The organism is Kaistia granuli DSM 23481, assembly GCF_000380505.1.
In the GTDB taxonomy this organism is placed as follows: Bacteria; Pseudomonadota; Alphaproteobacteria; order Rhizobiales; family Kaistiaceae; genus Kaistia; species Kaistia granuli.
On sequence record NZ_AQYH01000010.1, the window covers coordinates 39,828 to 64,222 of the forward strand.

Below are 24,395 nucleotides of genomic sequence, written 5' to 3' on the forward strand. Positions count from 1 at the left end.
TCCGTCTTGACTTAACGGAAGCTGCGTCGATTAACTGCATCATGATAAATTAATAAGACGGCGCAAAGTAAGCGTCACAGGGAGGCAGGTTTGGAAAGGCCCGGCATCGGCCGCGGGAGCAATTCCGCGCAGCTTCGCCGTTACAACGAGCGTCTCGTCCTGCAGCGCCTGCGACGCGCGGGCGAGGCCTCCAAGGCTGATCTTGCCCGCGCCGCCGATCTCACCAACACCGCCATCGGCGCCATCATCCAGAAACTTGACGATCTCGGCCTGATCGAGCGGGTCGGCAAGCGCCATGATGGTGGCCGCGGCCAGCCGGCGATGCTGCTGCGGCTGAACCCGAAGGGCGCCTATGGCATCGGCGTCCGGCTCGACCGGCGCTCGATCGAGACGATCCTGATTGATTTCGACGGCCGGGAACTGGACCGGATCAGCTACGACATGGTGCTGCCGCAGCCCGACGTCGCGCTCGACATGGTGGCGCGCGATGTCCAGCTGCTGCTGCGGCGGCTCGCGCCTGCCGAACGCGAGCGGTTCGCCGGCATCGGGCTGGCGCTGCCCTATAATCTCGGCGCCTGGCTGGGGCGGCTCGACCTGCCGGCCGAGACCTTCCGCAACTGGGACGATTTCGACTTCGCCGTGCGGCTGGAGGAGGCGACCGGGCTTCCCGTCTTCGGCGAGAACGACGGCAACGCCGCCGCCATCGCCGAACTGTTCTATGGCCATGGCCGTCGCGTCGACGATTTCTTCTATCTCTTCATCGGCCCGGCCATCGGTGGCGGCATCGTCGTGCAGGGCGATTGCCTGCGCGGCAGCTCCGGCAATGCCGGCGACGTCGCCGTGCTGGCGGTGGCGCCGGGCCGGCTGGCCTCGTCGCCCAAAACAGCGGACGGGCGCGAGCTGCTGATCACCCGCGCGTCGCTGAACGCGCTGGGGCGGCATCTGCAATCCTGCGGCGTCGCTGTCGCCTCGATCGCCGACCTGCAGGACGCCTTCACCGCCGGCCACCCGGCCGTGCAGGAGTGGATCGACGACGCGGTCGAGGCGCTGGCGCCGGCGATCTGGTCGGCGATCTCATTGCTCGACGTACCGCTGGTCATCGTCGACGCCGATATCGATGGCGGCCTGGTCGATGCGCTGATCCGGCGCCTCACCGAGGCGCTCGACGATCATGCGCCGGAGGCACGCCGCGCGCCGCGCATCCTGCATGGCACGCTCGGCCGCGACGCCGGCGCCATCGGCGCGGCGAGCCTGCCGATGTTCTTCAATTTTTCGCCGCGCGCGTCGATCCTGATGCGCGGCGGCGACAGGGAGTTCGAGACTGGTGGAACCGTCGGGTTCGCCGGTCTCACATGAGATTCTCGGGAGGAGACCGGGAGCGTCGCGGAGAAGCTGGTCGCTTCGCCGACGCATAATAAAAATCGACCAGGGAGGAACGGACATGCTGAAGAAACTTCTGCTCGCCGGCAGCATTCTTGCGCTGACCGCGGCACCGGTGCTGGCCGAGGAGGTCATCGGCCTGATCACCAAGACCGAGACTAACCCCTTCTTCGTCAAGATGCGCGAGGGCGCGCAGGAGAAGGCCAAGGAACTCGGCGTCACCCTGATCACAGCCGCCGGCAAATATGACGGCGACAATGACGGCCAGGTCGCGGCGATCGAGAATCTGATCGCGGCCGGCGCCAAGGGCTTCGCCATCGTTCCCTCGGACTCGAAGGCGATCGTGCCGACGATCCAGAAGGCGCGCGACGCGGGCCTCAAGGTGATCGTGCTCGACACGCCGCTCGACCCGATGAACGCGGCCGACGCCACCTTCGCCACCGACAACCGCAAGGCCGGCCAGCTGATCGGCCAGTGGGCCAAGGGGACGCTCGGCGACAAGGCCAAGGATGCGAAGATCGTCTTCCTCGATCTCGCCACCAACCAGCCGACGGTCGACTTCCTGCGTGACCAGGGCTTCATGCAGGGCTTTGGCATCGACGTGAAGGACCCGAACAAGTACGGCGACGAGGATGATCCGCGCATCTGCACGCACGAGATCAGCCAGGGCGACCAGGAGAAGGGCCGCACGGCGATGGAGAACGCCCTGCAGAAATGCCCGGACGTCAACGTCGTCTACACGATCAACGAACCGGCCGCGGCCGGCGCGTGGGAAGCCCTGAAGGCTGTCGGCAAGGATGACGGCAGCGTGCTGCTGGTCTCGATCGACGGTGGCTGCCCAGGCGTCAAGAACGTCCAGGCCGGCACGCTCGGCGCCACCTCGCAGCAATATCCGCTGAAGATGGCGGCGATGGCGCTCGAGGCAATCCATGCCGGCAAGATCCCGGACATCGATCCGGCCGTCGGCTTCCTCGACACCGGCGCGCAGCTGATCACCGCCAAACCGGTCGACGGCGTGCCGTCGATCTCCGTCGAAGAGGGCCTCAAGCTCTGCTGGGGCTGAGACGTCCGCGCCGCGCAGGCGGCAATCCTTGGGAAGACGTGGGGGCGCTTCGGCGCTCCCACGATGAGGCGTCGGGGAGGATGGCCTTATGAGTGACAACGCATCGGGTTCGGCTGCGGCCGAACGCGGATTGACCGAGGCCAGTCAGGTCGGCGTCGCATCCTTCGACGAGATGGATCGCGGGCCGATCCGGCGCGCCCAGGAATTCCTGCACCGCTTTCCGACCAGCATACCGTTCATCGTGCTGCTGATCGGCATCGCGATCTTTTCCTTCGCGGCTCCCGGCAAGTTCCTGTCGGCGTTCAATTTCTCGCTGATCCTGCAGCAGGTGACGATCATCGCGATCCTCGGCTGCGCGCAGACGCTGGTGATCCTGACCGCCGGCATCGACCTTTCGGTCGGCGTGATCATGATCCTCGCTTCGGTGGTGATGGGGCGGACGGCGGTCGTCTATGGCGTGCCGGTCGAGATCGCCTTTCCGCTCGGCCTTCTGGCAGGCTTCGCCTGCGGCCTCGTCAACGGCCTGATCGTCACCAAGCTGCGCCTGCCGCCCTTCATCGTCACGCTTGGCACCTGGAGCATCTTCGGCGCACTCAACGTCTGGTATTCGAAGAGCGAGACGATCCGCCAGGCCGACATGCAGGAAACGGCGCCCTTCCTGCAATGGACCGGCACGATCCTCAGGCCTTACAATTTCTTCGCAAGCATGGGTCTCGACTGGACCTTCCTGAAAGGCTGGGTGCTGAACTACGGCTCGATCGTCATGCTGCTGGTCGCGGCGGTGATCTGGTACGTGCTGAACAAGACGGCGTTCGGCCGTCACGTCTATGCGACCGGCGATGATCCCGACGCGGCACGCCTGGCCGGTATCAACACCGACCGCACGCTGATCGCCGTCTATGCGCTGGCCGGATTCATCTGCGCTATCGCCGCCTGGGTCCTGATCGGCCGCATCGGTGGCGTCAGTCCGCAGGCCGGCCAGACCGCCAATCTCGATTCGATCACTGCCGTGGTGATCGGCGGCACCAGCCTGTTCGGCGGCCGCGGGTCGATCATCGGCACGCTGGTGGGGGCGCTGATCGTTGGCGTCTTCCGCAACGGCCTGGCGCTCTCCGGCCTCGAACTGCTCTGGCAGGATTTCGCCGTCGGCGTGCTGATCATCGTCGCCGTCACCATTGACCAGTGGATCCGGAAGATTTCGTCATGACCCTCGAACCTGGAACAAGCGCCGGCCCCGCGACGGTCGTCGCCCCCTCGGCGGAGGCCGTGCCCGCGCTTCGCGCGCGCGCGCTCAACAAGCGCTACGGCCGGGTCGTGGCGCTCGACAACGCCGATTTCGACCTGATGCCGAACGAGATCCTCGCCGTCATCGGCGACAATGGCGCCGGCAAGTCGACGCTGATCAAGGCGCTGACCGGCGCCGTCATCCCGGACCATGGCGAGATCTGGCTGAACGGTCAGCCGGTGGCGTTCAAGAGCCCGATCGAGGCGCGCAATCTCGGCATCGAGACCGTGTACCAGAACCTCGCGCTGTCGCCGGCGCTGTCGATCGCCGACAACATGTTCCTCGGCCGCGAGAAGCGGCGCGAGGACTTCTTCGGCCGGATGTTCCGTACCCTCGACAGCGCCTACATGCAAAAGATGGCGCGGCAGCGGTTGACTGAGCTCGGCCTGCTGACGATCCAAAACATCAACCAGCCGGTCGAGACGTTGTCCGGCGGTCAGCGCCAGGGCGTCGCCGTGGCGCGGGCCGCCGCCTTCGGCAGCCGCGTCGTGATCATGGACGAGCCGACCGCGGCGCTTGGTGTCAAGGAATCACGCAAGGTGCTGGAAACGATCCTCCGACTGAAGGAACGGGGTCTGCCGATCGTCCTCATCAGCCACAACATGCCGCATGTCTTCGAGGTCGCTGATCGCATCCACATTCACCGACTCGGCAAGCGCATCGCGGTGATCGAGCCGAAGCGGCACACCATGTCGGATGCCGTCGCCATCATGACCGGCGCCATGGCACCGCCGGTGGACGAGGCGGCTTAGGCAGCCGCCGCGCACGCCCCGAAAAAGCCGGGTTCCGCCACCATGTAACGGACTGCCTCCTCGCAGGATGAGAACCCATTTCCATGACGAATGAAGCGCTTTTCGGCGGCCGTTCCTTCGCGGCCTTTCTGTTCGACATGGACGGCACGCTGCTGAGCTCGATTGAATCGGCCGAGCGGGTCTGGACCGCTTGGGCGCTGCGGCATGGCCTGGACGTGGCCGCGTTCCTGCCGACGATCCATGGCGTGCGGGCCGTCGAGACGATCCGGCGCCAGGGACTTGCCGGCGTCAATGCCGAGGCCGAGGCGGCGCAGCTGACGATCGAGGAAATGGCGGATATGGACGGCGTTCGTCCGATCGGTGGCGTCGTTTCCTTCCTGGCCTCGCTTCCCGCCGATCGCTGGGCGATCGTGACGTCGGCGCCGCGCGCGCTGGCGCTGCTCCGCCTCGAGGCGGCGGGGCTGCCGGTGCCGGCGGTTTTCGTGACGGCCGAGGATGTCACGAATGGCAAGCCGCGGCCGGATTGCTATCAGCTGGCGGCGCGGATGCTCGGCGTCGCGGCCGAGGATTGTCTGGTGTTCGAGGACGCGCCGGCCGGCATCGAGGCGGGCGAGCGGGCAGGGGCCGCTGTCCTGGTGATCCGCGCCACGCATTCGCATCCCCTGCCGACCGAGCATGCCGCCGTCGACACTTATGTCGGGCTCAGCGTCGTCAGGGACGGGGCCGGCGCGTTCACCCTTGTCGCCGAGGCGCATACGCCGGAACCGGTCGCCTAGCGCGGCTGTTTCTTCGTCCGGCGCTCGGCTATCGTCGCCTCAGCGAGCGGGCGGCGCATGGCGATTCTTCGGCGATTCTTCTATTTCCTGATCGTTGCGGCGTTTCTCGCGGGCGCGGTTGCCTTGCGCGTGGCGGATCCGTTTCCCGTCCAGGCGATCCGGCTGCTCGCCTTCGATCTCTACCAGCGCATGGCTCCGGCCGAGCCGCTGCCCGAGCAGCCAGTGGTCGTCGTCGACATCGACGAGGCGTCGCTCAAGGCGATCGGGCAATGGCCCTGGCCGCGCACGGTGATGGCGGAGCTGACCCGCAAGCTGACCGAGGCCGGGGCGGCGTCGGTCGCCTTCGACATCCTGTTTTCCGAACCGGACCAGAGTTCGCCCGAACAGGTGATCAAGCGCCTGCGGCCCGAGCAGGCGGCCCTCGTCGCCCCCTCGATTGGCGAGGCTCCGACGCATGACGGTGCCTTTGCCGCCGCGCTGGCCGCCGCGCCCTCGGTGTTGGGGCTGTCACTCTCGGGCGGCGGCGGTCCGTTGCCGCCTTTGAACGCCGGCTTCGCCGTTGCCGGGGACGATCCACGCCCTTTCATTCCGCGCTTTTCGGGAGCGATCGCCAACGTGCCTGCGCTGGACGCTGCGGCGAAGGGCATCGGCTCGATCAACTGGATCCAGGACCGCGACCAGATCGTGCGCCGTGTGCCGCTGGTGCTGCGGGTCGACGACGCGCTGGTGCCGTCGCTGGCGGCCGAGGCGCTTCGCGTCGGCCAGGACGCCGGCTCCTACGTTCTCAAAGCGTCGAACGCCAGCGGCGAGCAGGCTTTCGGCCGCGCGACCGGATTGAACCATATCCGGATCGGCGGTTTCATCGTGCCGACCGATCCGGACGGCGCCATCTGGCTGCGCTTTAGGCCGAGCGATCCCGCCGGCTTCATTCCGGCCAAGACGGTGCTCGACGGCAGCATGCCGGCCGACCGGGTCCAGGGGCGGATCGTACTGGTAGGCACGTCGGCGGCGGGTCTGCTCGACCTGCGCGCCACGCCGCTCGATTCCGCCGTGCCGGGGGTGGAGATCCATGCCCAGGTGATCGAGCACATCCTGACCGGCCGCACGCTGACCCGGCCGGATTATGCGAGCGGGCTGGAGATCGCCGGCATTGTCGGCCTCGGCCTGCTGCTCGCCCTGGTGCTGCCCTTCGTCTCGGCCGCAGTGGCGGCGATCCTCGGCGTGTTGGCGATCGGCGGCATTCTGGTCGGCGGCTTCCTCGCCTTCGAGCATGCCGGCCTGCTGCTGGATCCGTTCTATCCGGCGCTGGTGATCGGCCTCCTGGTGATCGGCACGGTGCTCTACACCTTCCGCCAGGTCGAGCGCGCCCGCGCCGGCATCCGTCGCGCCTTCCAGTTTTACGTCGCGCCGGCGGTCGTCGACGAGATCATCGCCGATCCGACCCGGCTCGAACTCGGCGGCGAAGATCGCGAACTGACGCTGCTGTTCTGCGACGTGCGCAACTTCACGACGATTTCGGAAGAACTCTCGGCGACGGAGCTGACCCGCTTCCTCAACGAATTGCTGACGCCGCTCTCCGACGTCATCCTCGCCCATCGCGGCACGATCGACAAATATATGGGCGACGCCATCATGGCGTTCTGGAACGCGCCGCTCAATGATCCGGACCATGCCCGCCATGCCCTCGAGGCGGCGACGCGGATGCTGGCGGTCATGGCCCGCCTGAACGAGGCCTGGCAAAAGCAGGCGGCGGAGCGGGGCCGGTCGCTGCCGGAGGTGCGGATCGGCATCGGCATCAATACCGGCCGCTGCTGCGTCGGCAATCTCGGCACGGCGCAGCGCTTCGACTATTCGGCGATCGGCGACGAGGTGAACATCGCCAGCCGGATCGAGCAGCTGACCAAGGATTACGGCCTCGGCATCCTCGTCGGCGAGCCGACGGTCGAGGCGGCCGGCGCTGCCGGGCTGGTCGAGATCGACCGGGTCCAGTTGCGCGGCCGCAGCGGCATGACGCGCCTCTACACGCTCGTTCCGGCCGATGCCGCGCCCGATTTCGCCGAGGCGCAGCGGGCTTTCGTCGCCTGCCTGCGCGAGCCGGACCCGACCGTCTGGCAGGCCGCGCTTTATCGCGCGAAATCGGCGGCGCCGGCTCGCTTTGCCACCTATTATCAATTTATGCTGCAGCGGCTGTCTACGCGGAGCGGACTCGGGGGAGAGTCGGCACCGCCGATCACGATCGACCTGTGATCGCCGTCACATGCCCCGGAACCGAAATCTGCCAGAATTCGTCGAAGTCCGGCGCCCGCGAGGAAGCCGGCAGCATTCCGGAGGACCGTGTTGATCGATCCGACGTTCGCAGCGCTGGCCGTCCTGACGGTTTTTCAGATCAAGCATGTCATTTGTGATTTCTTCCTGCAGACCGCCAACCAGCTGCAGAACAAGGGGCGTTACGGCCATCCGGACGGGCTGATCCATGCCGGCATCCACGCCCTCGGCTCGCTGCCCGTCTTCCTGATCCTGCCGACGGCGATCCCGGTCGCGGCGCTGATCCTCGCCTTCGAATTCTTCGTGCACTACCACATCGACTGGCTGAAGAACGATCTCACGCGCCGCTATGGCTGGGAGATCAAGGACAAGCAGTACTGGTGGGCCATGGGCCTCGACCAGTTCGCCCACCAGCTCACCTATCTGGCGATGACGCTGATGCTGGTGCTGTTGTCGCGGTGAGGCGGGATCGAGCGGGCTCTGAGCGGAGGCACGCGCGCCCGCGGGCCTGCGGCCTTCGACCTATCCTTCAGGGAGAGGTGAAGGACGGCGGCTCCAGATCCGGGGCAGGGCTCAGAACCGGGTCACGACCCGCGCCGAGAGGATGTGGTTCTCGAAGTCGCGGCTGGCGTCGTTCGACTGGTTCCACTGGAAGCGATAGTCGAGGGCGAGATCGGTCTGCATGCCGAGGGCGCGGTTGAAGACGGCGCTGGCCAGCGGCTCGATCATGACGTCGTCGCGCTTGGACCCGTCCGGCGCGAACAGGTTGCGATAAAGCGTCTGGGTGACGTCGACGCCGCCGCCGAGCGTCAGCCAGTCGGCCACCTTGGTGAAATACTCGACCCTTCCACCCCAGGAGACATAGTTTCCCGGCTTGATGTCGTCGGGGCCGGGACCGATGTCGATGCCGTCGATGCCGCTCCAGCGCGCATGCGGGGTGATGACGAAGACGTCGTCCAGCGTCACCACCGCCGGGATCGCCCAGCGCGCGACGGCATCGGCGTAGAAGCCGTCGGTCGAGACCGACTGGTCGCCGAAATTGCGATAGCCGGCGCGGACGCGCATCAGCTGGTAGGCTCCCTGCAGGTAGCCCTCGAACTGCATGCCGGCGATCGCCTCGGAATAGTAGTACTCATTGTCGAGCGCCGAGACGCCGCCGCCGGCGAACGGGTTGATCGTCAGGCGCGGGGCGACGTCGAGCAGCGGGCCGGTGACGGCGCCGAGATAGGCATAGTCGAGCTCGCTGATGTCGCTGAAATATTCCGCATTGCCGGTGATCAGCGTGCGCCAGCGCGTGTCGCCGAAACGGCGCTCGTCCTCGACGCGGGCGTTGGCATAGGCCTTCAGCGAGCTCTCCAGATCGGTATTGCGCTGCAGCGGATTGCTCTCATAGCCGAAGCCGGTATCGAAGGTGATCAGCGTCTTGTCCGGTTGCAGCAAATGGCGGATGCGCACCAGCGCCGCCAGGGCTTCGCCATTCCGGGGATCATAGAGCAGCACGCGCTCATAGGTCGCCAGCGCCTTGCGCGGCTGCCCGACGGCCTCGGCAAGGCGGGCGTATTCCATGTTGGCGGCCGTGTCGGTCGGGTCGGCCAGCACGCGCTCATAGGCCTGGCCGAGCGCTTCCACCTGGGCGGGTTCCACCGCATGCACGACGGAACCGCCGCCGCTTAGGGCGACGGTCATCGTGGCGAGGGCTGCGGCAAGAAGGCGGCGCTTCACGCTCGGTGGCTCCCCCGGTTCGGTTAAGGTGAATCTAGAGTAAATTCCAGGGCGGTCCGCTGCAACCGGTGCAACGTCTGCCGGGCGACTTTGCGCGGGGACGGTGCAGTTTCGTCACGCAAGCGGCAAAAGTAGCGGCAATCGTGCGTTGTTTCCCCGGGCTCCGGCCGATGGCCTTGGTTTGTCGGACCGGGAGTGTCAAAATCCAACGCTGATCCTTGGATTCCACCAAGCCGGGAGCGAATCATGCGTGTCGGCACTTTCCGCAGGACCGCCGCGGCTGTTCTGGCTCTCGTCGGGCTGGCCGCAACCGACGTCGCGGCCGCCGAGACGATGATCGGCCGCGCCGGTGCCGTCCACAACCAGGTCGAAGGCGTTGTGCGCGGCGCGGCGCGCCCGCTCGCCGTGCGCGATCCCCTGGTCCAGAACCAGCAGGTACGCACCGCCCGTGACGCGACGGCGCAGCTGCTATTCCTGGACGAGACGAGCCTCAATGTCGGGCCCGGATCCGACATCACGCTCGACCGCTTCGTCTATGATCCGGGCGGCGGCCGCAACGACATCTCGCTGCGGGCGACCAAGGGCATCTTCCGCTTCGTTTCCGGTTCGTCCGATCCGCGCAGCTATCATCTGAAGACGCCGGTCGCGACGATCGGCGTGCGCGGCACGATCTACGACACCATCGTCGGACCGAACGAGTCCGTCATCGTGCTGGTGGAGGGCAAGCTCGTGGTGACGCTGCCCGGCGGCCGCGTGGTGACGCTCGACAAGCCCGGCAAGACGATCCGCATCCGCAAGGGCGGCCGTGTCGAGGGACCGATTACCTGGGATGGCTCGCTGATCCGGGTGACAGGCGTCGTGCCATATCCGCTCTATGGCGACAGCTTCCTGCCGTACCCGGAGAAGCTGCGCGCGCAGGATGGCCGCACCGATGCCGTCAACGACCTGAATACGCGCACCCTGCGCGATGTGCGCCCGCCCGAGGAGCCCGGCGGCTGTTCCTCCTACCACCACCAGTGCGGGAACCGCGACTGAAAGCCGGCAGGTTAAGCTCAGCCCCGGCCGAACAGGCGCCGCATGGCGCCGACAATCTCATCGGTGCGAATGCCGAGGATGCGGTGGGCGTGCTCGTCATCCGCGATCTGGTCCAGCTCGGCGCGCCGCTTTGCCAGCATCGCGCCGAAGCGGTCGACCAGTTCCGGCGATCCCCTCAGGACGGCTTCGAGCGCCACCTTGGTGATCTCGACGACGCGTGTGCGCTCCATGGTGGTGACGGTGGCGGCGCGGCGCGCGCCGGTCATCAGCGAGATCTCGCCGAAGATGCCGCCGCGGCCGAGCATGGCGACCTCGCGGTTCGGGTGGCGCGTGCCGGCGACGGTGACGTCGACCTTGCCCTCGATGATGATGAACATCGCGGTGCCGAAATCGCCTTCCGCCATCAGCACCCGACCCGGGCCGACGTCGTAGACCTTGCACTTGGCCGCGAGCTCATCGAGCTGCTGGGCCGAAAGCACGTCTGCGAACAGGCGGGTCTGGCCGAGAACGTCGCGGGCTTCCATGGACGGTCGTCTCCGTTGCCGGCCGAGTTTCGGACCATCGGCAAGCGCCCGTCAATACGCTGCTTGGCCAGTGTCCGTTCTGCCGGCGTCGGCGTGGGGCGGCCTTCGCTAGCGGGTCTTGCTCTCGAAGATGATCGGCGCCGTCAGGGAGAGCTGCGGCATGCCGTCCGGCATGCGGGGGAAGGGCGCTGCCTGGCGGACGGCGGCGAGCGCGGCGTTGTCGAGCAGCGCGTTGCCGGAGCTGCTGGCCAGCACGATGTTCTTGGCGGCGCCGGAGGGTGCCACGGTGAAGCTGACCATGGCGCGGCCGGTGATGCCCATGCGGGCGGCCTTGGACGGGGTGCGCGTGTTCCGGCGGATGGCAGCCTGCACCTTGCCCTTGTAGTTGGAATTGGCGGCGGCGCCGGCGCCTGCCTCGCGCGAGCGGCCGGTACCGGCGTCGCGGGCCGTCGAGCTTTTGTCGGAATTGGCCGCGCCCTGACGGCTGTCGCCCTCGGCATTGCCGCGCTTCGGCGCTTCCGCCTTGCGGACCTTGTCGGCCTTCTGGGCCTTTTCGCGCGGCGGCTTGCGGGTCGGCTCCGCCTTCTCGGCGCGCTTCTCGACCGGCCTGGCCTCGGTCGGCTTCGTCTCGACGGGCTTCGCTTCGACCGCTTTCGCCTCGACAGGCTTCGTCTCGACAGGCTTGGCTTCCGCCACGCGCATCTCGGTCGGCTGGACTTCCAGCGGCTTCGGCTCGGTCTCGACGACCTTCAGCTCGGTCGGCTTGGCGACCGGCTGCGGGGGGATGTCGTTGGCGGCGATTTCGGTGGCCGCCTGCGCGGGCCGCGGCTCGACCGGCTTTGCCTCCTGCGGAGGAGCGGCGGCCAGCGTCTCGGTCGGGGTGACCTCGGTCGGCTCGGTCGCTGGCGCCGCGGCCAGATCGCTCTCGATCGGCGTCGCGGAAATATCGGCCGTCAGCGAAGGCGCCAGGGCGCTCGCCGTCTCGACGGGGGTGAGCTCTGCGGCGTCGGACGCTTCCACGGCAGCCGGGGCGGCGGCGGCGACACTTACCGGCGTCTCGGCGGCGAGCGGCATGACCTCGGCGGGCGCTAGGGCGGCGACGGTGGTCGGCTCGGAGACTTCGGCGATCTCGGTGTCGAGTGCCGGCCGCATTTCTTCGCTGACCATCTCCTCGATCTGCACGTCGGTGCCGAGGATGGCGTCGACGGATCCCTCGACCGAGCTGCCGGCGCCGCTGCCGGCTTCGGCGATGTCCGCCGTCTCGGGCGTGAAGGCGGCGACGACGGCGCCATGCGCCGCCACCGACAGGATGAGAGCCCAGATCCAGGATGCGCGTCGCACGTTCATCATCCAACCCCGTCGCGTTACGCCGCCATCAATTCTCGAACTGGATGTCGGAGCGGGTCGCGACCTTGATACTGTCGGCGCAGGCCGCCGGATTGAGGCCGGAACCGACGCATTCCTTGACGTCGTTGACCAGGATGCGGGCGATCGACGGGCAGGGCGTCTCGGGGATGTCGAACTGGCGGACGCGGCTCTTGCCGGCCGGTACCTTGGCGGTGCGGACGACGACGAAGCGGTCGACGCGGCCGTCCTTGTCGAACAGAACCAGCTCGAGCGCCATGTCGTCGATCGATTGCTCGAGGCCGTTGGCGACGACGAAGCTCAGCCGGCAGGCCTTGTCGTTCGCCTCGGCACCGTTGAGCTCGATGGCGATCGACCGGGGCGGCGCGTCCTGCGCCAGGACGGTGGTCGTTCCGGCTGCGAGCCATGCCACGCACGCTACGCTCTGGATGAGGCCCGACCGCTTGCGGCCGCTCGAAACTGACATGTTCCACTCCGTCGTACGAAGGAAGCCGGCTTCATCGTTCGAGGATGTGTGCCGCATGTGCAGCTATTAAAAGATGATGATGAAAGTCAACAATAAAGTGCGGTCCGCCACAACTCAGGAGGGGCGTGGCTCAAAAGACGCGGCGACGATCGAGTGCATGGGCTCGTGGTCGAGGTCGAGAAGCCCGCGAAGCTGGCTGCGGTCCTTGGCGACGTCGGCAATCGTGTAGGCGTCGAGCACGGCGAAGAACGCGCGCAGCGCCTCGGCCAGGATCCGGTTCACGCCGCAGGAATCGACCAGCGGGCAATCGCGATTCGCCGTGTCGAAGCAATCGGTCAGGTAAAAATTGCTCTCGGTCGCACGGACGACCTCGCCAATCGAGATGGTGTCGGCGGCGCGGGCCAGCCGGATGCCGCCATTGCGGCCGCGGATCGTCTCGACGAAGCCGCTCTCGACGAGCACGTGCATGATCTTGAAGAGATGCAGCTCGGAGATGGCGTAGGTGGTGGCGATGTCCTTGATCCGGCTGTTGCTGCCCGGATTGGCGGCGCAATAGAGCAGGATGCGGATCGAATAGCTGGTCTGCTGGGTCAGGCGCATGGGCGTCCCTCTATACACCCCGTCTCGCTGGCGCCCGGAATCGGTCGCCGCGCGGACGGTCGTTAATACCTTCTATCTAGAGTATACTTTTCCTGAACTCAACCAGTTCGGCACTTGAGGCGGGCATCGCCGCCGCCTGGGAGCCCGGATTTGGGCGTCAGCGTTAACGATTGCCGCATGAAAAATGCCCGGAAGGCGGACCTTCCGGGCATCGAAGCTCAGATCGCGGAGGAGGGCGGGGACGCCCTCCCGGCTGTCATCAGATCAGCGAGCCGTTGACGATCGCCTTGCCCGACTTGTCGAACAGGTGAACCGTTTCCGGAGCGATGACGATGCGGACCTTGTCGCCAGCGCGCTGGCCGGCGAGGCCGTCTGCCTTGACAATGGTCGATTCAGCGCCTTCGACGTCGACATAGAGCATGGTCTCGCCGCCGAGGTGCTCGGACAGCACGACATTGCCGGGGATGCCGCCGGTCTCGGTCGGGGCGATGGTGAGGTGCTCGGGACGAACGCCGAGCGTCATCGGACCCGGGGTGATCGAGGCGCCGCGGGTCGGGATCGCCAGGGTCGAGCCGCCGGGCAGGGCGACGATGGCAGAGCCGCCCGTCACTTCCGTGACGTTGACGTTGAACAGGTTCATCTTCGGGCTGCCGATGAAGGTGGCGACGAAGAGGTTGTTCGGACGGTGATAGAGCTCGAGCGGCGAACCGACCTGCTCGATCTTGCCGGCGTTGAGCACGACGATCTTGTCGGCCATGGTCATGGCTTCGACCTGATCGTGCGTGACATAGATCATCGTCGCGCCGAGATCATTGTGCAGCTTCGAGATCTCGATGCGCATCTGCACGCGCAGCGCGGCGTCGAGGTTCGACAGCGGCTCGTCGAACAGGAACACGTCGGGTTCGCGCACGATGGCGCGGCCGATGGCGACGCGCTGGCGCTGACCGCCGGAGAGCTGGGCCGGACGACGCTGCAGCAGCTCGGTCAGATGCAGCATCTTCGCCGCCTTCTGCGTCCGCGCCTGGATCTCGGGCTTCGGCATCTTGGCCATCTTCATGCCGAAGCCGATGTTCTCGGCGACGGTCATGTGCGGGTACAGCGCGTAGGACTGGAACACCATCGAAACGCCGCGTTCGGCCGGTGCGAGACGGGTCACGTCCCGGTCACCGATCCGGACCGTTCCGTCCGTCGTGCCTTCCAGGCCCGCGATCAGACGAAGAAGCGTCGACTTGCCGCAACCCGACGGGCCGACGAAGACGCAGAACTCGCCGTCCTTCACTTCGAGATCGACGCCGCGGATAATCGGCACCTCTCCAAACGACTTCTGGACTTCGCGCAACGTCAGACTTGCCATAAATCAACCTCCATGATGGACGCACGAAAAGAGACACCGCAGCGTCCCGTTGCATCCGTGCGCAGGATCATTCCTCCGGGCCATACCGTCCACGATCCAAGCCCTTGAGTAAAGTCCTGAAATGCAGCAGCGGCCAGAGTATCGAGATGATCGTTTTGATCCGGCGGCGAGGGCCGGGGCCTGAATGAGGTACGGACCTCGGCCGGCGGCCGGCGAAGGGCGGTGGAGCGGCGCGTTTCCGCGAAAACGCGGGGGCCCGATGGCCGATGGCGGGACGGCGGCGCCGCGAAGGCCGCGGGCCGGCCCCGGGATCGTGTGCCGGCCGCGCCGGGCGACGTGGCCGATTATGCACAGCCTGACGCGGCGTCGGCGGGCTGTCGAAGCCGCATCTCCGCCCCATTTTCCTCTGGGATGGGTTGTATGAAGACGACCCAGGCTTGCCGGGCCCGTGAGACCTGGCCTGCGGTTGTGCGTCGCAGAACTTTTTTCGGATGGCGTCGACGGAACCGCCCGGACGCTGCGTTCAAGGGATGAACGGGCCCACATACCGGATTGAACATGCCGCTTTGGAAACAGATCCTTCTTTGCCTTGTCGTCGTCGTCCTGGCGGCGGGAGGCTGGTACGCCTATCAGCAGCGCGAATCGGGCGCCGCGGGGGCATCGGCGGCGAGCGGCGGCGCATCGGGTGGTCCGGGCGGCGGTAGGGCGAATTTCGGCCCGACCTATGTCGTCACCGATGTCGTCGGCAGCGACATCGAGAATGATCAGGTCCGCTCCGTCGGCACCGTCAAGGTTCCGCGTTCGGTCAATCTATATCCGCAGGTCTCCGCGGTGGTGACCGAGGTCCTGTTCAAGGCCGGCCAGAAGGTCACCAAGGACCAGCCGCTGGTCCGCCTCGACGATTCCGACCAGCGCGTGGCGCTCGATCTCGCCAATGTCGCGCTCAAGGATGCGCAGGCAGCGCTCGACCGCGCCCAGAAGCTGGCGAGCAGCCGCAACATCGCTGTATCGGCCCTGGAGGACGCCCAGTCCGCTCAGCGCAAGGCGCAGATCGCCGTGCTCGGCGCCGAAATCGCGCTCGACCGCCGCACCATTTCCGCGCCGTTCGAAGGCGTCGTCGGCATCAGCAATCTGTCGGAAGGCGATTTTGTCACCTCGTCGACCATCGTCACCACCCTGGACGACGTCTCGACCATGCTGGTGAGCTTTCCGGTGCCGGAACGCTATTCGGGCCGTCTCGCCGAGGGCCTGGCCGTAACGGCGACGCCGGCGAGCCAGCCGAACTCGTCGATTGCCGGCGAGGTGACGTCGATCGATACGCGCGTCGATCCGGCGGCGCGCACGCTGAAGGTCGAGGCCTCGCTCGACGCGGCGGCCGCTAATGCCGTCGGCGTGAAGCCCGGCATGTCGGTCGTCGTCACGCTCGATTTCCCCGGCGAGAAGCGGCTGGCGATCTCGGCGCTGTCGGTCCAGTGGGATCGCAACGGTTCCTATATCTGGACGGTGGCCGATGGGGTCGCCAAGCGCGTGCCGATCTCGGTACTGGAACGCCAGAGCGGGCAGGTGCTGGTCGCCGGCGAGGGGCTCGCGGAGGGCGACCGCGTCGTCGTCGAGGGGCTGCAGCGGCTGCGCGACGGCGCCAAGGTGACGGAACTCGGTACCGATCCCGGCAAGAACCAGGCGGCGGATGCGAATAAATCCGGCGCGGCGCCGGCCAGCGCCGCGAAGGGAAGCTGACGATGCGCGCCGACGGACCCGATACGCAGAAGCCGCTCGCCACCGGCGGCGAGCCCGCCGCGCACGACATGCAGCACGATCCGATGCCGAAGACGGGCGCGGTGCCCGGCGGCATCTCGGCGCTGTCGGTGCGCCGGCCGGTGCTGGCGATCGTGATGAATCTCCTGATCGTCGTCGCCGGCCTCGCGGCTTATCGTGGCGTCGAGATCCGAGAACTGCCGAACATCGACCAGCCGGTGGTCACGATCACCACCACCTATACCGGCGCCACGCCGGATACGATGGACAAGGAGATCACCAGCATCATCGAGAAGGCGGCCGCCGGCGTCACCGGCTGGACCGACATCTCCTCGCAATCGACCAGCGGCCGCAGCCGCGTCACGGTGCAGTTCTCCGACTCGACCGACATCAACGTCGCCGCCAACGATCTGCGCGACGCCGTCGGCAATGCGCAGCGCAACCTTCCCGACGATGCCGATCCGCCGACGATCGCCAAGGCCGACACCAATGGCGACGCCATCATGCGGCTCGCCATCACCTCGCCGAGCCTGAAGATCGAAGACCTGACCAAGATGGTCAACGACGTCATCGTCGATCGGCTGAAGGCGGTCGACGGCGTCGCCGACGTCCAGGTCAATGGCGACCGCTCGCCCAACATCAGCATCTATGTCGACCCGATGCGGCTGGCCGCCTTCGGCCTCACCGTCGCCGACCTGAAGACGGCGCTTTCGACCGTCGCGCTCGACGTGCCCGCCGGCAATCTGAAAGACACGAACCGCAACATGTTCGTGCGCGCCGACGCCAGCGTGAAGAATGCCGACGACGTCAAGGCGATCCGCATCAAGGGCGACACCCGGGTCGGTGACGTCGCCGACGTCGTCTTCGGCCCGGCGGCGAAGTCGTCGAGCCTGCAGGTCAACGGCCGCACCGGCGTCGGCATCGGCATCGTGCGCCAGGCCAGCTCGAACACGCTCGCCATCTCGACGGCGGTGCGCGCCGCTGTCGAGGAGTTGACGTCGACGTTGCCGAAGGATGTCTCGATCCGCATCACCTCGGACGACGCCGATTTCATCGCCGGCTCCTTCGAGGAAGTGGAACGCAGCCTGCTGCTCGCCATCATCATCGTGATCGGCGTCATCTATCTCTTCCTGGGCTCCCTCCGTTCGACGCTGATCCCCGCCGTCACCGTGCCCGTCTCGCTGCTCGGCACCATCGCGGCGATGTATCTGATGGGCTTCTCGCTCAACATCCTGACGCTGCTGGCGCTGGTGCTCGCCACCGGCATGGTGGTCGACGATGCCATCGTCGTGCTGGAGAACATCACCCGCCGCCGCGCCGAGGGCATGGGTGCGCGCGCCGCCGCCGTGCTCGGCGCCAAGCAGGTGTTTTTCGCCGTCATCTCGACCACGGCGACGCTCGCCGCCGTCTTCATCCCGATCTCCTTCTTCAAGGGGACGGCCGGACGGCTGTTCTCCGAGTTCGGCTTCGTGCTGGCCTTCGCGGTGGCGCTGTCCGCCTTCGTCGCGCTGACTCTGGCGCCGATGATGGCCTCGCGCATCCTCGACACCAAGGCACGCAAGCCCGGCAAGGGACCCAATCCGCTGGTGCGGGTCACGGAAGCGATCGGCGGCGTCGGCCAGCGGCTCTATGAACGCGTGCTCGATTTCTCGCTGAAGGCGCCGCTCGTCATCGTCATGATCAGCACGATTTTCGCCGGTGGCGCCTTTTTCGCCTTCGAGATGCTGCCGCAGCAGTTGACGCCGCAGGAAGACCGCGGCGCGGTGATGATCGCCATGAACGCGCCGCAGGGCGCAACCGTCGACTACACGCAGGGGCAGATGCAGCTGGTGACCAGCGTCGTCGAGCCGCTGCTGAAGTCCGGCGAGGCGACCAACATCTTTTCCGTCGCCGGCAACTGGGGCAGCCCCAGCAATGGCTTCATGTTCGTCACCCTGGCGCCCTGGGGCGAGCGCCGCCGCAGCCAGGCCGAGATCAGCGCCGAGATCGGCCAGAAGCTTCGCTCCATCCCCGGCGCCGTCATCAATCTGCGCCAGGGCAACAGCCTCGGCATCCGCGGTGGTGGCCAGGGCCTGACCTTCGCGGTCACCGGGGTCGAATATGACGGCATCACCAAGGCGGCCCAGACGCTGATCGACACGCTCGGCGCCGATCCGGCCTTCTCCAACGTCCAGCTCAACTACGATCTGAACCAGCCGCAGCTTTCGGTCGACATCGACCGCGACCGCGCCGCCGATCTCGGCGTCTCGGTCGAGGACATCGGCACGATCGTCTCGACGCTGCTGGCAGGCGCCGACATGGGCAATTTCTACATCGGCGACGACCAGATCGACATCACGGCGCTGGCGCCGGACGGCATGATCGTCACGCCGAGCGATCTGATGAACGTGCAGGTGCGGACGGGCAGCGGCGCCATGGTACCGCTCTCCTCGGTGATCTCGGTCAGCGAGGGCGCGACCTCGCCGACGCTGGCGCGCCAGTCGCTGCGCCGCGCCGTGCCGATCACGGCGACGCTCGCCCCCGGCGTCGACCTTGGCTCGGCCATGACTATCCTGGACGAGGCGGCGGCCAAAGACCTGCCGGCCGGCATGAACATCGTGCTGACGGGCGAAGCGAGGACGCTGTCGGAAACGTCGAGCGGCATTCTGCAGACGTTCCTGTTCGCGGTGATCATCATCTTGCTGGTGATGGCGGCGCAGTTCGAGAGCTTCGTCTCGGCCGCCATCCTGTTCACGACGGTGCCGTTCGGCGTCGCCGCCGGCATCTACGCCATCCTGCTCTCCGGCGGCTCGATCAACATCTACACCCAGATCGGTCTGGTGATGCTGGTCGGCCTGATGGCGAAGAACGGCATTCTGATCGTCGAGTTCGCCAACCAGCTGCGCGACGAGGGCCTGTCGGTGCGCGAGGCGATCCGTGACGCCTGCCTGATCCGCCTGCGCCCCGTCCTGATGACGATGATCGCGACGGTGCTGGGCGGCCTGCCGCTGATCCTGACCGGCGGCGCCGGTTCGGAAGCGCGCGCCGCGCTCGGCTGGATCATGGTCGGCGGCCTCGGCGTCTCGGCGCTCGCCACCCTGTTCCTGACGCCGGTCTCCTTCCTCCTGCTCGCAGGCTTCTCCAAGCCGCGCGTCGCCGAGGAACAGCGCCTGGTGCGTGAACTCGCCGAAGTCGAGGCGATGGAAGCCGCCCGTCGCAAGGACCAGCCTGTCGAGGAACGCCAGACGCCGCCTCTGGCGATCGCGGCGGAATAGGAGAAGGGTAGCGTGGCTCTGCTTCGACCCGACGAGAAACCGGACGAGCGAGTTGTCGCGGCCGCCACGGCTGCCACGGCAGCGCCGATGCGCTATCGTCTGCTTCCGGGCGGACGAGCGGGCGACGCGGCCGGTTTCGAGGATTGGAAAGATCGGGCGCAGGCATTGGCGGGAATGGACGATCCGGGTGACGATGCGGCGATCCGCGCCGACCACGCGCTGATGCAGGCGGTGGCCGACGGCGAGGATGGCGCCTTCGCGCGCCTGATCGCCGCCGAGGCGCCCAAGCTGACGCGCTTCGTCGCGTCCGTGCTCTCCGATCTGGCGGAGGCGGAAGAGGTCGTGCAGGAGGCGCTGCTGCGTCTCTGGAAGCAGGCCGGAACCTGGGAGCCGCAGGCCCGTATCGGCACCTTCCTGCACCAGGTCGCCTACCGAATCGCGATCGACCGGCTGCGCCGGCGGCGGCCGCATGTCGATATCGACGGCTTCGACGACATTCTCGAGGACGAGAGCCCGACGCCCGAGCGCCATCTGGTGCGCCAGGACGACGGCCGCATCGTCCAGGCGGCGCTCGACAAACTATCGGAGCGCCAGCGCACGGTCATCGTCCTCGCGCATTTCCAGGAACTGGGACAGGCCGAGGCGGCCGACGTCATGGGGATAGGCGAGCACGCCTATGAATCGCTTCTCGCCCGGGCCCGGCGCAGGCTTCGCAGCCTGCTCGTCGGCAAGGACGGCGAAGGTCGGCAGGAAGGAAGAGGGTCATGATCAAGACATCCGGCGGGAATAGCTCCGAACTGATCAGCGGCCCGGCCAATCTGCACGACGCCATTGATCGCTGGGGCCCCGATCTCGGCCAGTGGCCCGATCTGATGCTGGTGCGCCGCGCCCGCGAGGCGCTGCTGGCAGATCGCGATTTCCGGGCCTATCGGGACCAGACGGCGGCGAATGCCGAGCGGTTGAAGCGGGCTGCCGCCCAACTCGACCGCCGCATCGCCGAGAACGGGTCCGTCGAGCGCATCACCCGGAAATTGCTCGAGGCAACGGGGGCGAAGGTGGTGCACTGGCGTCGGCGGATTGCCGCGCTCGCTGCCGTCATGCTCGTCTCGGCCGGCCTCGGCAGCGCCTTCGCTGACCGGATACCGGATCTTCGCAACCAGCCCAGCATCGAGGTGGTGCAGCTGGACACTTTGGTATTCGGCCCGTCGGAGGCGGATTTCTGATGGCGCTGACCGTTTCGCCAAAGGCCAGGCGTACGCTGCTCTGGTGCCTTCTCGTCGCCTCGCTCGGCCTCAACGCCTTCTTTGTCGGCGCGACGGTCACCGATCTCATTCGCTTCCGTCATGGTGGCGACGAAAAGGGGCCCCGCATCATCCGGACGGAACTGCGCTGGCTCAAGGATCGGTTGTCGCCGGACGCGATCGAGACGATTGAGGCGCAGCTGGCGCCGCTGAAGCCGGATATCGTCGCGCGGCTCGACCAGTTGAAGAAGCTCCGCTCCGAGCTCAACGTGCTGGTGGCGGCGCCGGTGCCGGACAAGGCGGCGATCGACGCGCATCTGCGCGATATCCGGCTCGAGGTTGGCGCCATGCAGGAACAGATCCAGTCCCGCACCTTCGAGGCGGTGCAGAGCCTGCCTGCCGAACAGCGCGCGGCGCTGGCGACGGCTCCCTCCAAATAGAAAAGCCGGGATCGCGGAACGATCCCGGCTCGATGGGGCGCGCGTGGTTCAGCGCGCCGCGGTCAGTCTCGCGGCATCGGCCGCCGTCAGCGGGGCCGGACGCTCCGTCGTGGTCGAGAGCGTGATCACGCGGCTCTCGGCCGCCGCCTGCAGGATCGACACCATGGCATCGAGCGCATGCAGGGCGACGCGGCCCGAGCAGCGCGGCTCGCGGTTGCTGTCGGCGGCATCGAGCAGATCGGCGACGCCGAGCATGCGGTAGTTGGCGTGCTTGCCGTCCTGCCAGTTGGACTTGCCGAACGGCGCGTCCGAAGTGTCGACTTCGATATAGTCGCCACCTTCCTTCGAATAGCGGATCGTGCCGCCGAAGAAGTTCGGATCGGGGACCAGCATCGTGCCGTCCGAGCCGTAGAGCTCGATCGGGTTGGCGTGGCCGTGCTTCCAGACGTCCCAGCTCGCCGACAGCGTCACCTGCGCGCCGGAGGCGAAGTTCAGGATCGCATTGATCGTCGTCGGCGTGCCGACCGGCACGGTCTTGCCCTTGAGCGGGCCGTCGGCCGTGACCAGACGATCTTCGAAGCCCTTGCTGGCGACGGCGGTAACCGTCTTGATCGGGCCGAGCAGGTTGACCAGGGCCGCGATGTAGTAGGGGCCGAGGTCAAGGATGGGGCCGCCGCCCGGCTGGAAGAAGAAGCCGGGATTGGGATGCCACATCTCCATGCCGCGGCTCATGACGTGCATGGTGCCGGCGATGACGCGCCCGATCTTGCCCTCGTCGATCAGCTTGCGCGCCGTCTGGCCACCGCCGCCGAGGAAGGTGTCCGGCGCGCTGCCGAGCTTCAGCCCGCGCGCATCGGCCTCGGCGACCAGCTTCTTGCCGTCCTCGACGGAGAGCGCGAACGGCTTCTCCGAATAGGCGTGCTTGCCGGCCGAAAGGATGGCGTTCGACACCTCGTAATGGGCCGAGGGGATGGTCAGGTTGATGACCGTGTCGATCTCGGAATCCCGAAGCAGCTCATCGACGGTGAGCGCGCGGACGCCGAACTGGCCGGCACGCGCCTTCGCCGCCTCGGCCGATAGGTCGGCCACGGCGACGATCTTGGTGCCGGGGAACAGCGGCGCGAGCTTCAGATAGGCTTCCGAGATGTTGCCGGCGCCGATCAGGCCGATCTGGTGGATCTTGGACATGGAACGGCTGCCTTTCAGGAAACCAGGGCCTTGATGGAAACGAAGGAACGCTCGGCGAACCGCTTCCAGTCGGCCGGATTGTCGTGCTCGGCGACCAGGATCTGGGCCTTCGGCGCCTTGGCGATGTGCGGCCAGAGCGACTTCCAGTCGACGACGCCATGGCCGACATCGGCCCAGCCGTCTTCCTCGGCCGTGCCGGCCGGAGCGAGATCCTTGATGTGGAAGGCGATGGTTTCGCCGGCGAGCTTGTCGATCTCCGCCGCCACGTCCTTGCCGGCGCGGGCGACCCAGCCGAGGTCGAGCTCCGACGAAACACCGTTGCCGATCAGGTAGTCGATCGGGCGCGAGCCGTCGGCGAGCGTCGCATATTCGAAGTCATGGTTGTGGTAGCCGAGGCCGAGGCCCGCCGCCTTCGCTTTTTCGGCGGCGACCGCCATCGCCTCGTGCAGCTTCTTCCAGCCGTCGACGTCGGTCGGGCGCTGCTCGGCGACCAGATAGGGGATGACGATCGTTTGCGCGCCGATGGTCTGGGCGATGTCGATGAAGCGCTCCGTCTCGCCGGTGACGCCGTCGATCGGCGCATGGAAGGTCGGCGTCACCAGACCGACGGCGTCGACCTGTCTGCGGTAGCCGGCCGGATCGTCGCCATAGAGCGGATAATAGGGTTCGACCGCGTCGTAGCCGATCTTGGCGAGACCTTCGAGGATCGTCTCCAGCGGCGGGAAATTGCGGGCGGAGTAGAGCTGGAACGAGATCTTGTGCTGCGACATGGGAAGTCTTTCTTGCGTCGGTATGAAGGAGCGGCCCGAAACCGTGGACCAGAGGGAGAGGGAGGACTTCTTCAGAGGCGTGCGCCGGTGGCGAGATCGAAGACCGAAGCCTGCGCGGGCTGGAACCACGCGTCAACCGAGGACGGTGTGTCGACATGGGCGTCGCCGTCGATGCGCACCGAGAACTGCGTTCCGGCGACATCGCCCCAGACGAGGCTGTCGGCGCCCATCGGCTCCATCAGGGTCAGGTTGACGGGAAGGGTCGACGATTCGGCCTCGCGCTTCTCGAGATCGATCTGCTCGGGCCGGATGCCGAGCGTCGCCGGTCGGCCGTGCTCGGGCCGCGCGTCGAATTCGTAGCCGGTGAGATCGATCCGCGTCCCGTCCTTGAGCGCGAAGGCGGCGCGGCCTTCCTCGATTGCCAGCGTCCCGTCGATGAAGTTCATCGAGGGCGAGCCGACGAAGCCGGCGACGAAGCGGTTGAGCGGCCGGCGGTAGATCTCCTTCGGCGAGGCGAGCTGCTGGATGACGCCGCCGTTCATCACGGCGATGCGGTCGGCCAGTGTCAGCGCTTCGATCTGGTCGTGCGTGACATAGATCATGGTCGAGCCGAGGCCCTGGTGCAGGCGCTTCAGCTCGACGCGCAGCTCCGTGCGCAGCTTGGCGTCGAGATTGGAGAGCGGCTCGTCGAACAGGAAGACGTCGACGTCGCGCACCAGCGCGCGGCCGATGGCGACGCGCTGGCGCTGGCCGCCGGAAAGCTCGGCCGGACGGCGGTTCAGCAGCGGCTGGATCTGCAGGATCTCGGCGGCGCGGGCGACGCGCTTCTCGATCTCCGCCTTCGGCGTCTTGGCCATCTGCAGGCCGAAGGAGAGATTGCCGGTCACCGTCATGCGCGGGTAGAGCGCGTAGGACTGGAACACCATGCCGATGCCGCGGTCCTTGGGCTCTTCCCAGGTGACGTTCTTGCCGCCGATCCAGATCTGGCCGGCCGAGACGTCGAGCAGACCGGCGACGGCGTTGAGCAAAGTGGACTTGCCGCAGCCGGAGGGGCCGAGCAGGACGATGAACTCGCCCTGTTCGATTTCGAGATCGAGATTCCTGAGGACCTTGAGGTTGCCGAATTCGATTTCGAGGTCACGGATGGAGACGGTGGCCAT

Annotated in this window: 22 protein-coding genes; 13 read left to right on the plus strand and 9 right to left on the minus strand. The window is 67.0% G+C overall.

Features of this window, described 5'->3' with window-relative positions; translation table 11 throughout:
• Positions 1–90 precede the first annotated feature (90 nt).
• The 7 genes from G342_RS0115290 to G342_RS0115320 all read left to right on the plus strand — a co-directional run bounded on the left by G342_RS0115290 (position 91) and on the right by G342_RS0115320 (position 7,983).
• Entirely contained in the window at positions 91–1,356 is a 1,266-nt protein-coding gene (locus G342_RS0115290) for an ROK family transcriptional regulator (protein WP_018184032.1), read from the plus strand.
• An 88-nt stretch (positions 1,357–1,444) separates the two neighbouring features.
• Positions 1,445–2,443 (plus strand): sugar ABC transporter substrate-binding protein, encoded by a 999-nt coding sequence (locus G342_RS0115295; RefSeq protein ID WP_026304475.1) that lies wholly within the window; start codon positions 1,445–1,447, stop codon positions 2,441–2,443.
• A gap of 88 nt (positions 2,444–2,531) precedes the next feature.
• Positions 2,532–3,650, plus strand: coding sequence for an ABC transporter permease (locus G342_RS0115300; RefSeq protein WP_018184034.1), 1,119 nt, complete (start codon positions 2,532–2,534; stop codon positions 3,648–3,650).
• Positions 3,647–4,480: an ATP-binding cassette domain-containing protein gene (locus G342_RS0115305; protein WP_018184035.1), complete on the plus strand. Its 834-nt coding sequence runs from the start codon at positions 3,647–3,649 to the stop codon at positions 4,478–4,480. The genes G342_RS0115300 and G342_RS0115305 overlap by 4 nt, the downstream gene beginning before the upstream one ends.
• An 83-nt stretch (positions 4,481–4,563) precedes the next feature.
• On the plus strand, positions 4,564–5,256 hold the full coding sequence (locus tag G342_RS0115310; RefSeq protein WP_018184036.1) for an HAD-IA family hydrolase: 693 nt from the start codon (positions 4,564–4,566) through the stop codon (positions 5,254–5,256).
• Between the two features lie 57 nt (positions 5,257–5,313).
• Positions 5,314–7,503: a CHASE2 domain-containing protein gene (locus G342_RS24300; protein WP_018184037.1), complete on the plus strand. Its 2,190-nt coding sequence runs from the start codon at positions 5,314–5,316 to the stop codon at positions 7,501–7,503.
• A 90-nt stretch (positions 7,504–7,593) separates the two neighbouring features.
• Positions 7,594–7,983 carry a DUF3307 domain-containing protein gene (locus G342_RS0115320; protein ID WP_018184038.1) on the plus strand — a complete coding sequence of 130 codons (390 nt, stop codon included), beginning with the start codon at positions 7,594–7,596 and terminating at the stop codon, positions 7,981–7,983.
• A gap of 111 nt (positions 7,984–8,094) precedes the next feature.
• Here the strand turns inward: G342_RS0115320 and G342_RS0115325 are convergent, their stop codons facing one another.
• Positions 8,095–9,243, minus strand: a complete 1,149-nt coding sequence (locus G342_RS0115325) for a surface lipoprotein assembly modifier (RefSeq protein ID WP_018184039.1) — start codon at positions 9,241–9,243, stop codon at positions 8,095–8,097.
• Positions 9,244–9,489: 246 nt separating this feature from the next.
• Here G342_RS0115325 and G342_RS25365 point away from each other — a divergent pair, with 246 nt between their 5' ends.
• Complete coding sequence (locus tag G342_RS25365; protein WP_018184040.1) at positions 9,490–10,278, plus strand: FecR family protein; 789 nt, start codon at positions 9,490–9,492, stop codon at positions 10,276–10,278.
• A gap of 17 nt (positions 10,279–10,295) precedes the next feature.
• On the opposite strand, the gene G342_RS0115335 is transcribed toward G342_RS25365, so the two are convergent.
• The 5 genes from G342_RS0115335 to G342_RS0115355 all read right to left on the minus strand — a co-directional run bounded on the left by G342_RS0115335 (position 10,296) and on the right by G342_RS0115355 (position 14,587).
• Positions 10,296–10,802 (minus strand): cyclic nucleotide-binding domain-containing protein, encoded by a 507-nt coding sequence (locus G342_RS0115335; protein WP_018184041.1) that lies wholly within the window; start codon positions 10,800–10,802, stop codon positions 10,296–10,298.
• A gap of 108 nt (positions 10,803–10,910) precedes the next feature.
• Complete coding sequence (locus G342_RS25370) at positions 10,911–12,143, minus strand: TonB family protein (protein WP_198010809.1); 1,233 nt, start codon at positions 12,141–12,143, stop codon at positions 10,911–10,913.
• Between the two features lie 34 nt (positions 12,144–12,177).
• Positions 12,178–12,633 carry a hypothetical protein gene (locus G342_RS0115345; protein ID WP_018184043.1) on the minus strand — a complete coding sequence of 152 codons (456 nt, stop codon included), beginning with the start codon at positions 12,631–12,633 and terminating at the stop codon, positions 12,178–12,180.
• A gap of 114 nt (positions 12,634–12,747) precedes the next feature.
• Complete coding sequence (gene rirA, locus G342_RS0115350; protein WP_018184044.1) at positions 12,748–13,233, minus strand: iron-responsive transcriptional regulator RirA; 486 nt, start codon at positions 13,231–13,233, stop codon at positions 12,748–12,750.
• Between the two features lie 259 nt (positions 13,234–13,492).
• Positions 13,493–14,587 (minus strand): ABC transporter ATP-binding protein, encoded by a 1,095-nt coding sequence (locus G342_RS0115355; protein WP_018184045.1) that lies wholly within the window; start codon positions 14,585–14,587, stop codon positions 13,493–13,495.
• Between the two features lie 558 nt (positions 14,588–15,145).
• Between G342_RS0115355 and G342_RS0115360 the strand changes: the two genes are divergently transcribed.
• From G342_RS0115360 to G342_RS0115380, 5 genes are all read left to right on the plus strand, one after another.
• Positions 15,146–16,324, plus strand: a complete 1,179-nt coding sequence (locus G342_RS0115360; protein ID WP_018184046.1) for an efflux RND transporter periplasmic adaptor subunit — start codon at positions 15,146–15,148, stop codon at positions 16,322–16,324.
• An 83-nt stretch (positions 16,325–16,407) separates the two neighbouring features.
• Positions 16,408–19,596 carry an efflux RND transporter permease subunit gene (locus tag G342_RS24315; RefSeq protein ID WP_156831000.1) on the plus strand — a complete coding sequence of 1,063 codons (3,189 nt, stop codon included), beginning with the start codon at positions 16,408–16,410 and terminating at the stop codon, positions 19,594–19,596.
• Between the two features lie 12 nt (positions 19,597–19,608).
• On the plus strand, positions 19,609–20,364 hold the full coding sequence (locus G342_RS0115370; protein ID WP_083931242.1) for an RNA polymerase sigma factor: 756 nt from the start codon (positions 19,609–19,611) through the stop codon (positions 20,362–20,364).
• The gene (locus G342_RS0115375) at positions 20,361–20,819 is read left to right on the plus strand and encodes a hypothetical protein (protein ID WP_018184049.1); all 459 of its coding nucleotides are present in this window, start codon (positions 20,361–20,363) and stop codon (positions 20,817–20,819) included. The genes G342_RS0115370 and G342_RS0115375 overlap by 4 nt, the downstream gene beginning before the upstream one ends.
• On the plus strand, positions 20,819–21,277 hold the full coding sequence (locus G342_RS0115380) for a periplasmic heavy metal sensor (protein ID WP_018184050.1): 459 nt from the start codon (positions 20,819–20,821) through the stop codon (positions 21,275–21,277). The genes G342_RS0115375 and G342_RS0115380 overlap by 1 nt, the downstream gene beginning before the upstream one ends.
• A gap of 48 nt (positions 21,278–21,325) precedes the next feature.
• Here the strand turns inward: G342_RS0115380 and G342_RS0115385 are convergent, their stop codons facing one another.
• The 3 genes from G342_RS0115385 to G342_RS0115395 form a co-directional block, all read right to left on the minus strand.
• Positions 21,326–22,465 carry a Gfo/Idh/MocA family protein gene (locus G342_RS0115385; protein ID WP_018184051.1) on the minus strand — a complete coding sequence of 380 codons (1,140 nt, stop codon included), beginning with the start codon at positions 22,463–22,465 and terminating at the stop codon, positions 21,326–21,328.
• Between the two features lie 14 nt (positions 22,466–22,479).
• On the minus strand, positions 22,480–23,235 hold the full coding sequence (locus G342_RS0115390) for a sugar phosphate isomerase/epimerase family protein (protein WP_018184052.1): 756 nt from the start codon (positions 23,233–23,235) through the stop codon (positions 22,480–22,482).
• Between the two features lie 71 nt (positions 23,236–23,306).
• A complete protein-coding gene (locus G342_RS0115395; RefSeq protein ID WP_018184053.1) occupies positions 23,307–24,395 on the minus strand; it encodes an ABC transporter ATP-binding protein in 1,089 nt (362 codons plus the stop codon).

Excerpts from the sequence above, each read along its gene's own strand:
- G342_RS0115300 (WP_018184034.1), top strand. The coding sequence starts at position 2,532 with ATGAGTGACAACGCATCGGGTTCGGCTGCGGCCGAACGCGGATTGACC.
- G342_RS0115305 (WP_018184035.1), top strand. The coding sequence starts at position 3,647 with ATGACCCTCGAACCTGGAACAAGCGCCGGCCCCGCGACGGTCGTCGCC.
- G342_RS0115310 (WP_018184036.1), top strand. The coding sequence starts at position 4,564 with ATGACGAATGAAGCGCTTTTCGGCGGCCGTTCCTTCGCGGCCTTTCTG.
- G342_RS24300 (WP_018184037.1), top strand. The coding sequence starts at position 5,314 with ATGGCGATTCTTCGGCGATTCTTCTATTTCCTGATCGTTGCGGCGTTT.
- G342_RS25365 (WP_018184040.1), top strand. The coding sequence starts at position 9,490 with ATGCGTGTCGGCACTTTCCGCAGGACCGCCGCGGCTGTTCTGGCTCTC.
- G342_RS0115335 (WP_018184041.1), bottom strand. The coding sequence starts at position 10,802 with ATGGAAGCCCGCGACGTTCTCGGCCAGACCCGCCTGTTCGCAGACGTG.
- G342_RS0115345 (WP_018184043.1), bottom strand. The coding sequence starts at position 12,633 with ATGTCAGTTTCGAGCGGCCGCAAGCGGTCGGGCCTCATCCAGAGCGTA.
- rirA (WP_018184044.1), bottom strand. The coding sequence starts at position 13,233 with ATGCGCCTGACCCAGCAGACCAGCTATTCGATCCGCATCCTGCTCTAT.
- G342_RS0115355 (WP_018184045.1), bottom strand. The coding sequence starts at position 14,587 with ATGGCAAGTCTGACGTTGCGCGAAGTCCAGAAGTCGTTTGGAGAGGTG.
- G342_RS0115360 (WP_018184046.1), top strand. The coding sequence starts at position 15,146 with ATGCCGCTTTGGAAACAGATCCTTCTTTGCCTTGTCGTCGTCGTCCTG.
- G342_RS24315 (WP_156831000.1), top strand. The coding sequence starts at position 16,408 with ATGCCGAAGACGGGCGCGGTGCCCGGCGGCATCTCGGCGCTGTCGGTG.
- G342_RS0115375 (WP_018184049.1), top strand. The coding sequence starts at position 20,361 with ATGATCAAGACATCCGGCGGGAATAGCTCCGAACTGATCAGCGGCCCG.
- G342_RS0115380 (WP_018184050.1), top strand. The coding sequence starts at position 20,819 with ATGGCGCTGACCGTTTCGCCAAAGGCCAGGCGTACGCTGCTCTGGTGC.
- G342_RS0115385 (WP_018184051.1), bottom strand. The coding sequence starts at position 22,465 with ATGTCCAAGATCCACCAGATCGGCCTGATCGGCGCCGGCAACATCTCG.
- G342_RS0115390 (WP_018184052.1), bottom strand. The coding sequence starts at position 23,235 with ATGTCGCAGCACAAGATCTCGTTCCAGCTCTACTCCGCCCGCAATTTC.
- G342_RS0115395 (WP_018184053.1), bottom strand. The coding sequence starts at position 24,395 with ATGGCCACCGTCTCCATCCGTGACCTCGAAATCGAATTCGGCAACCTC.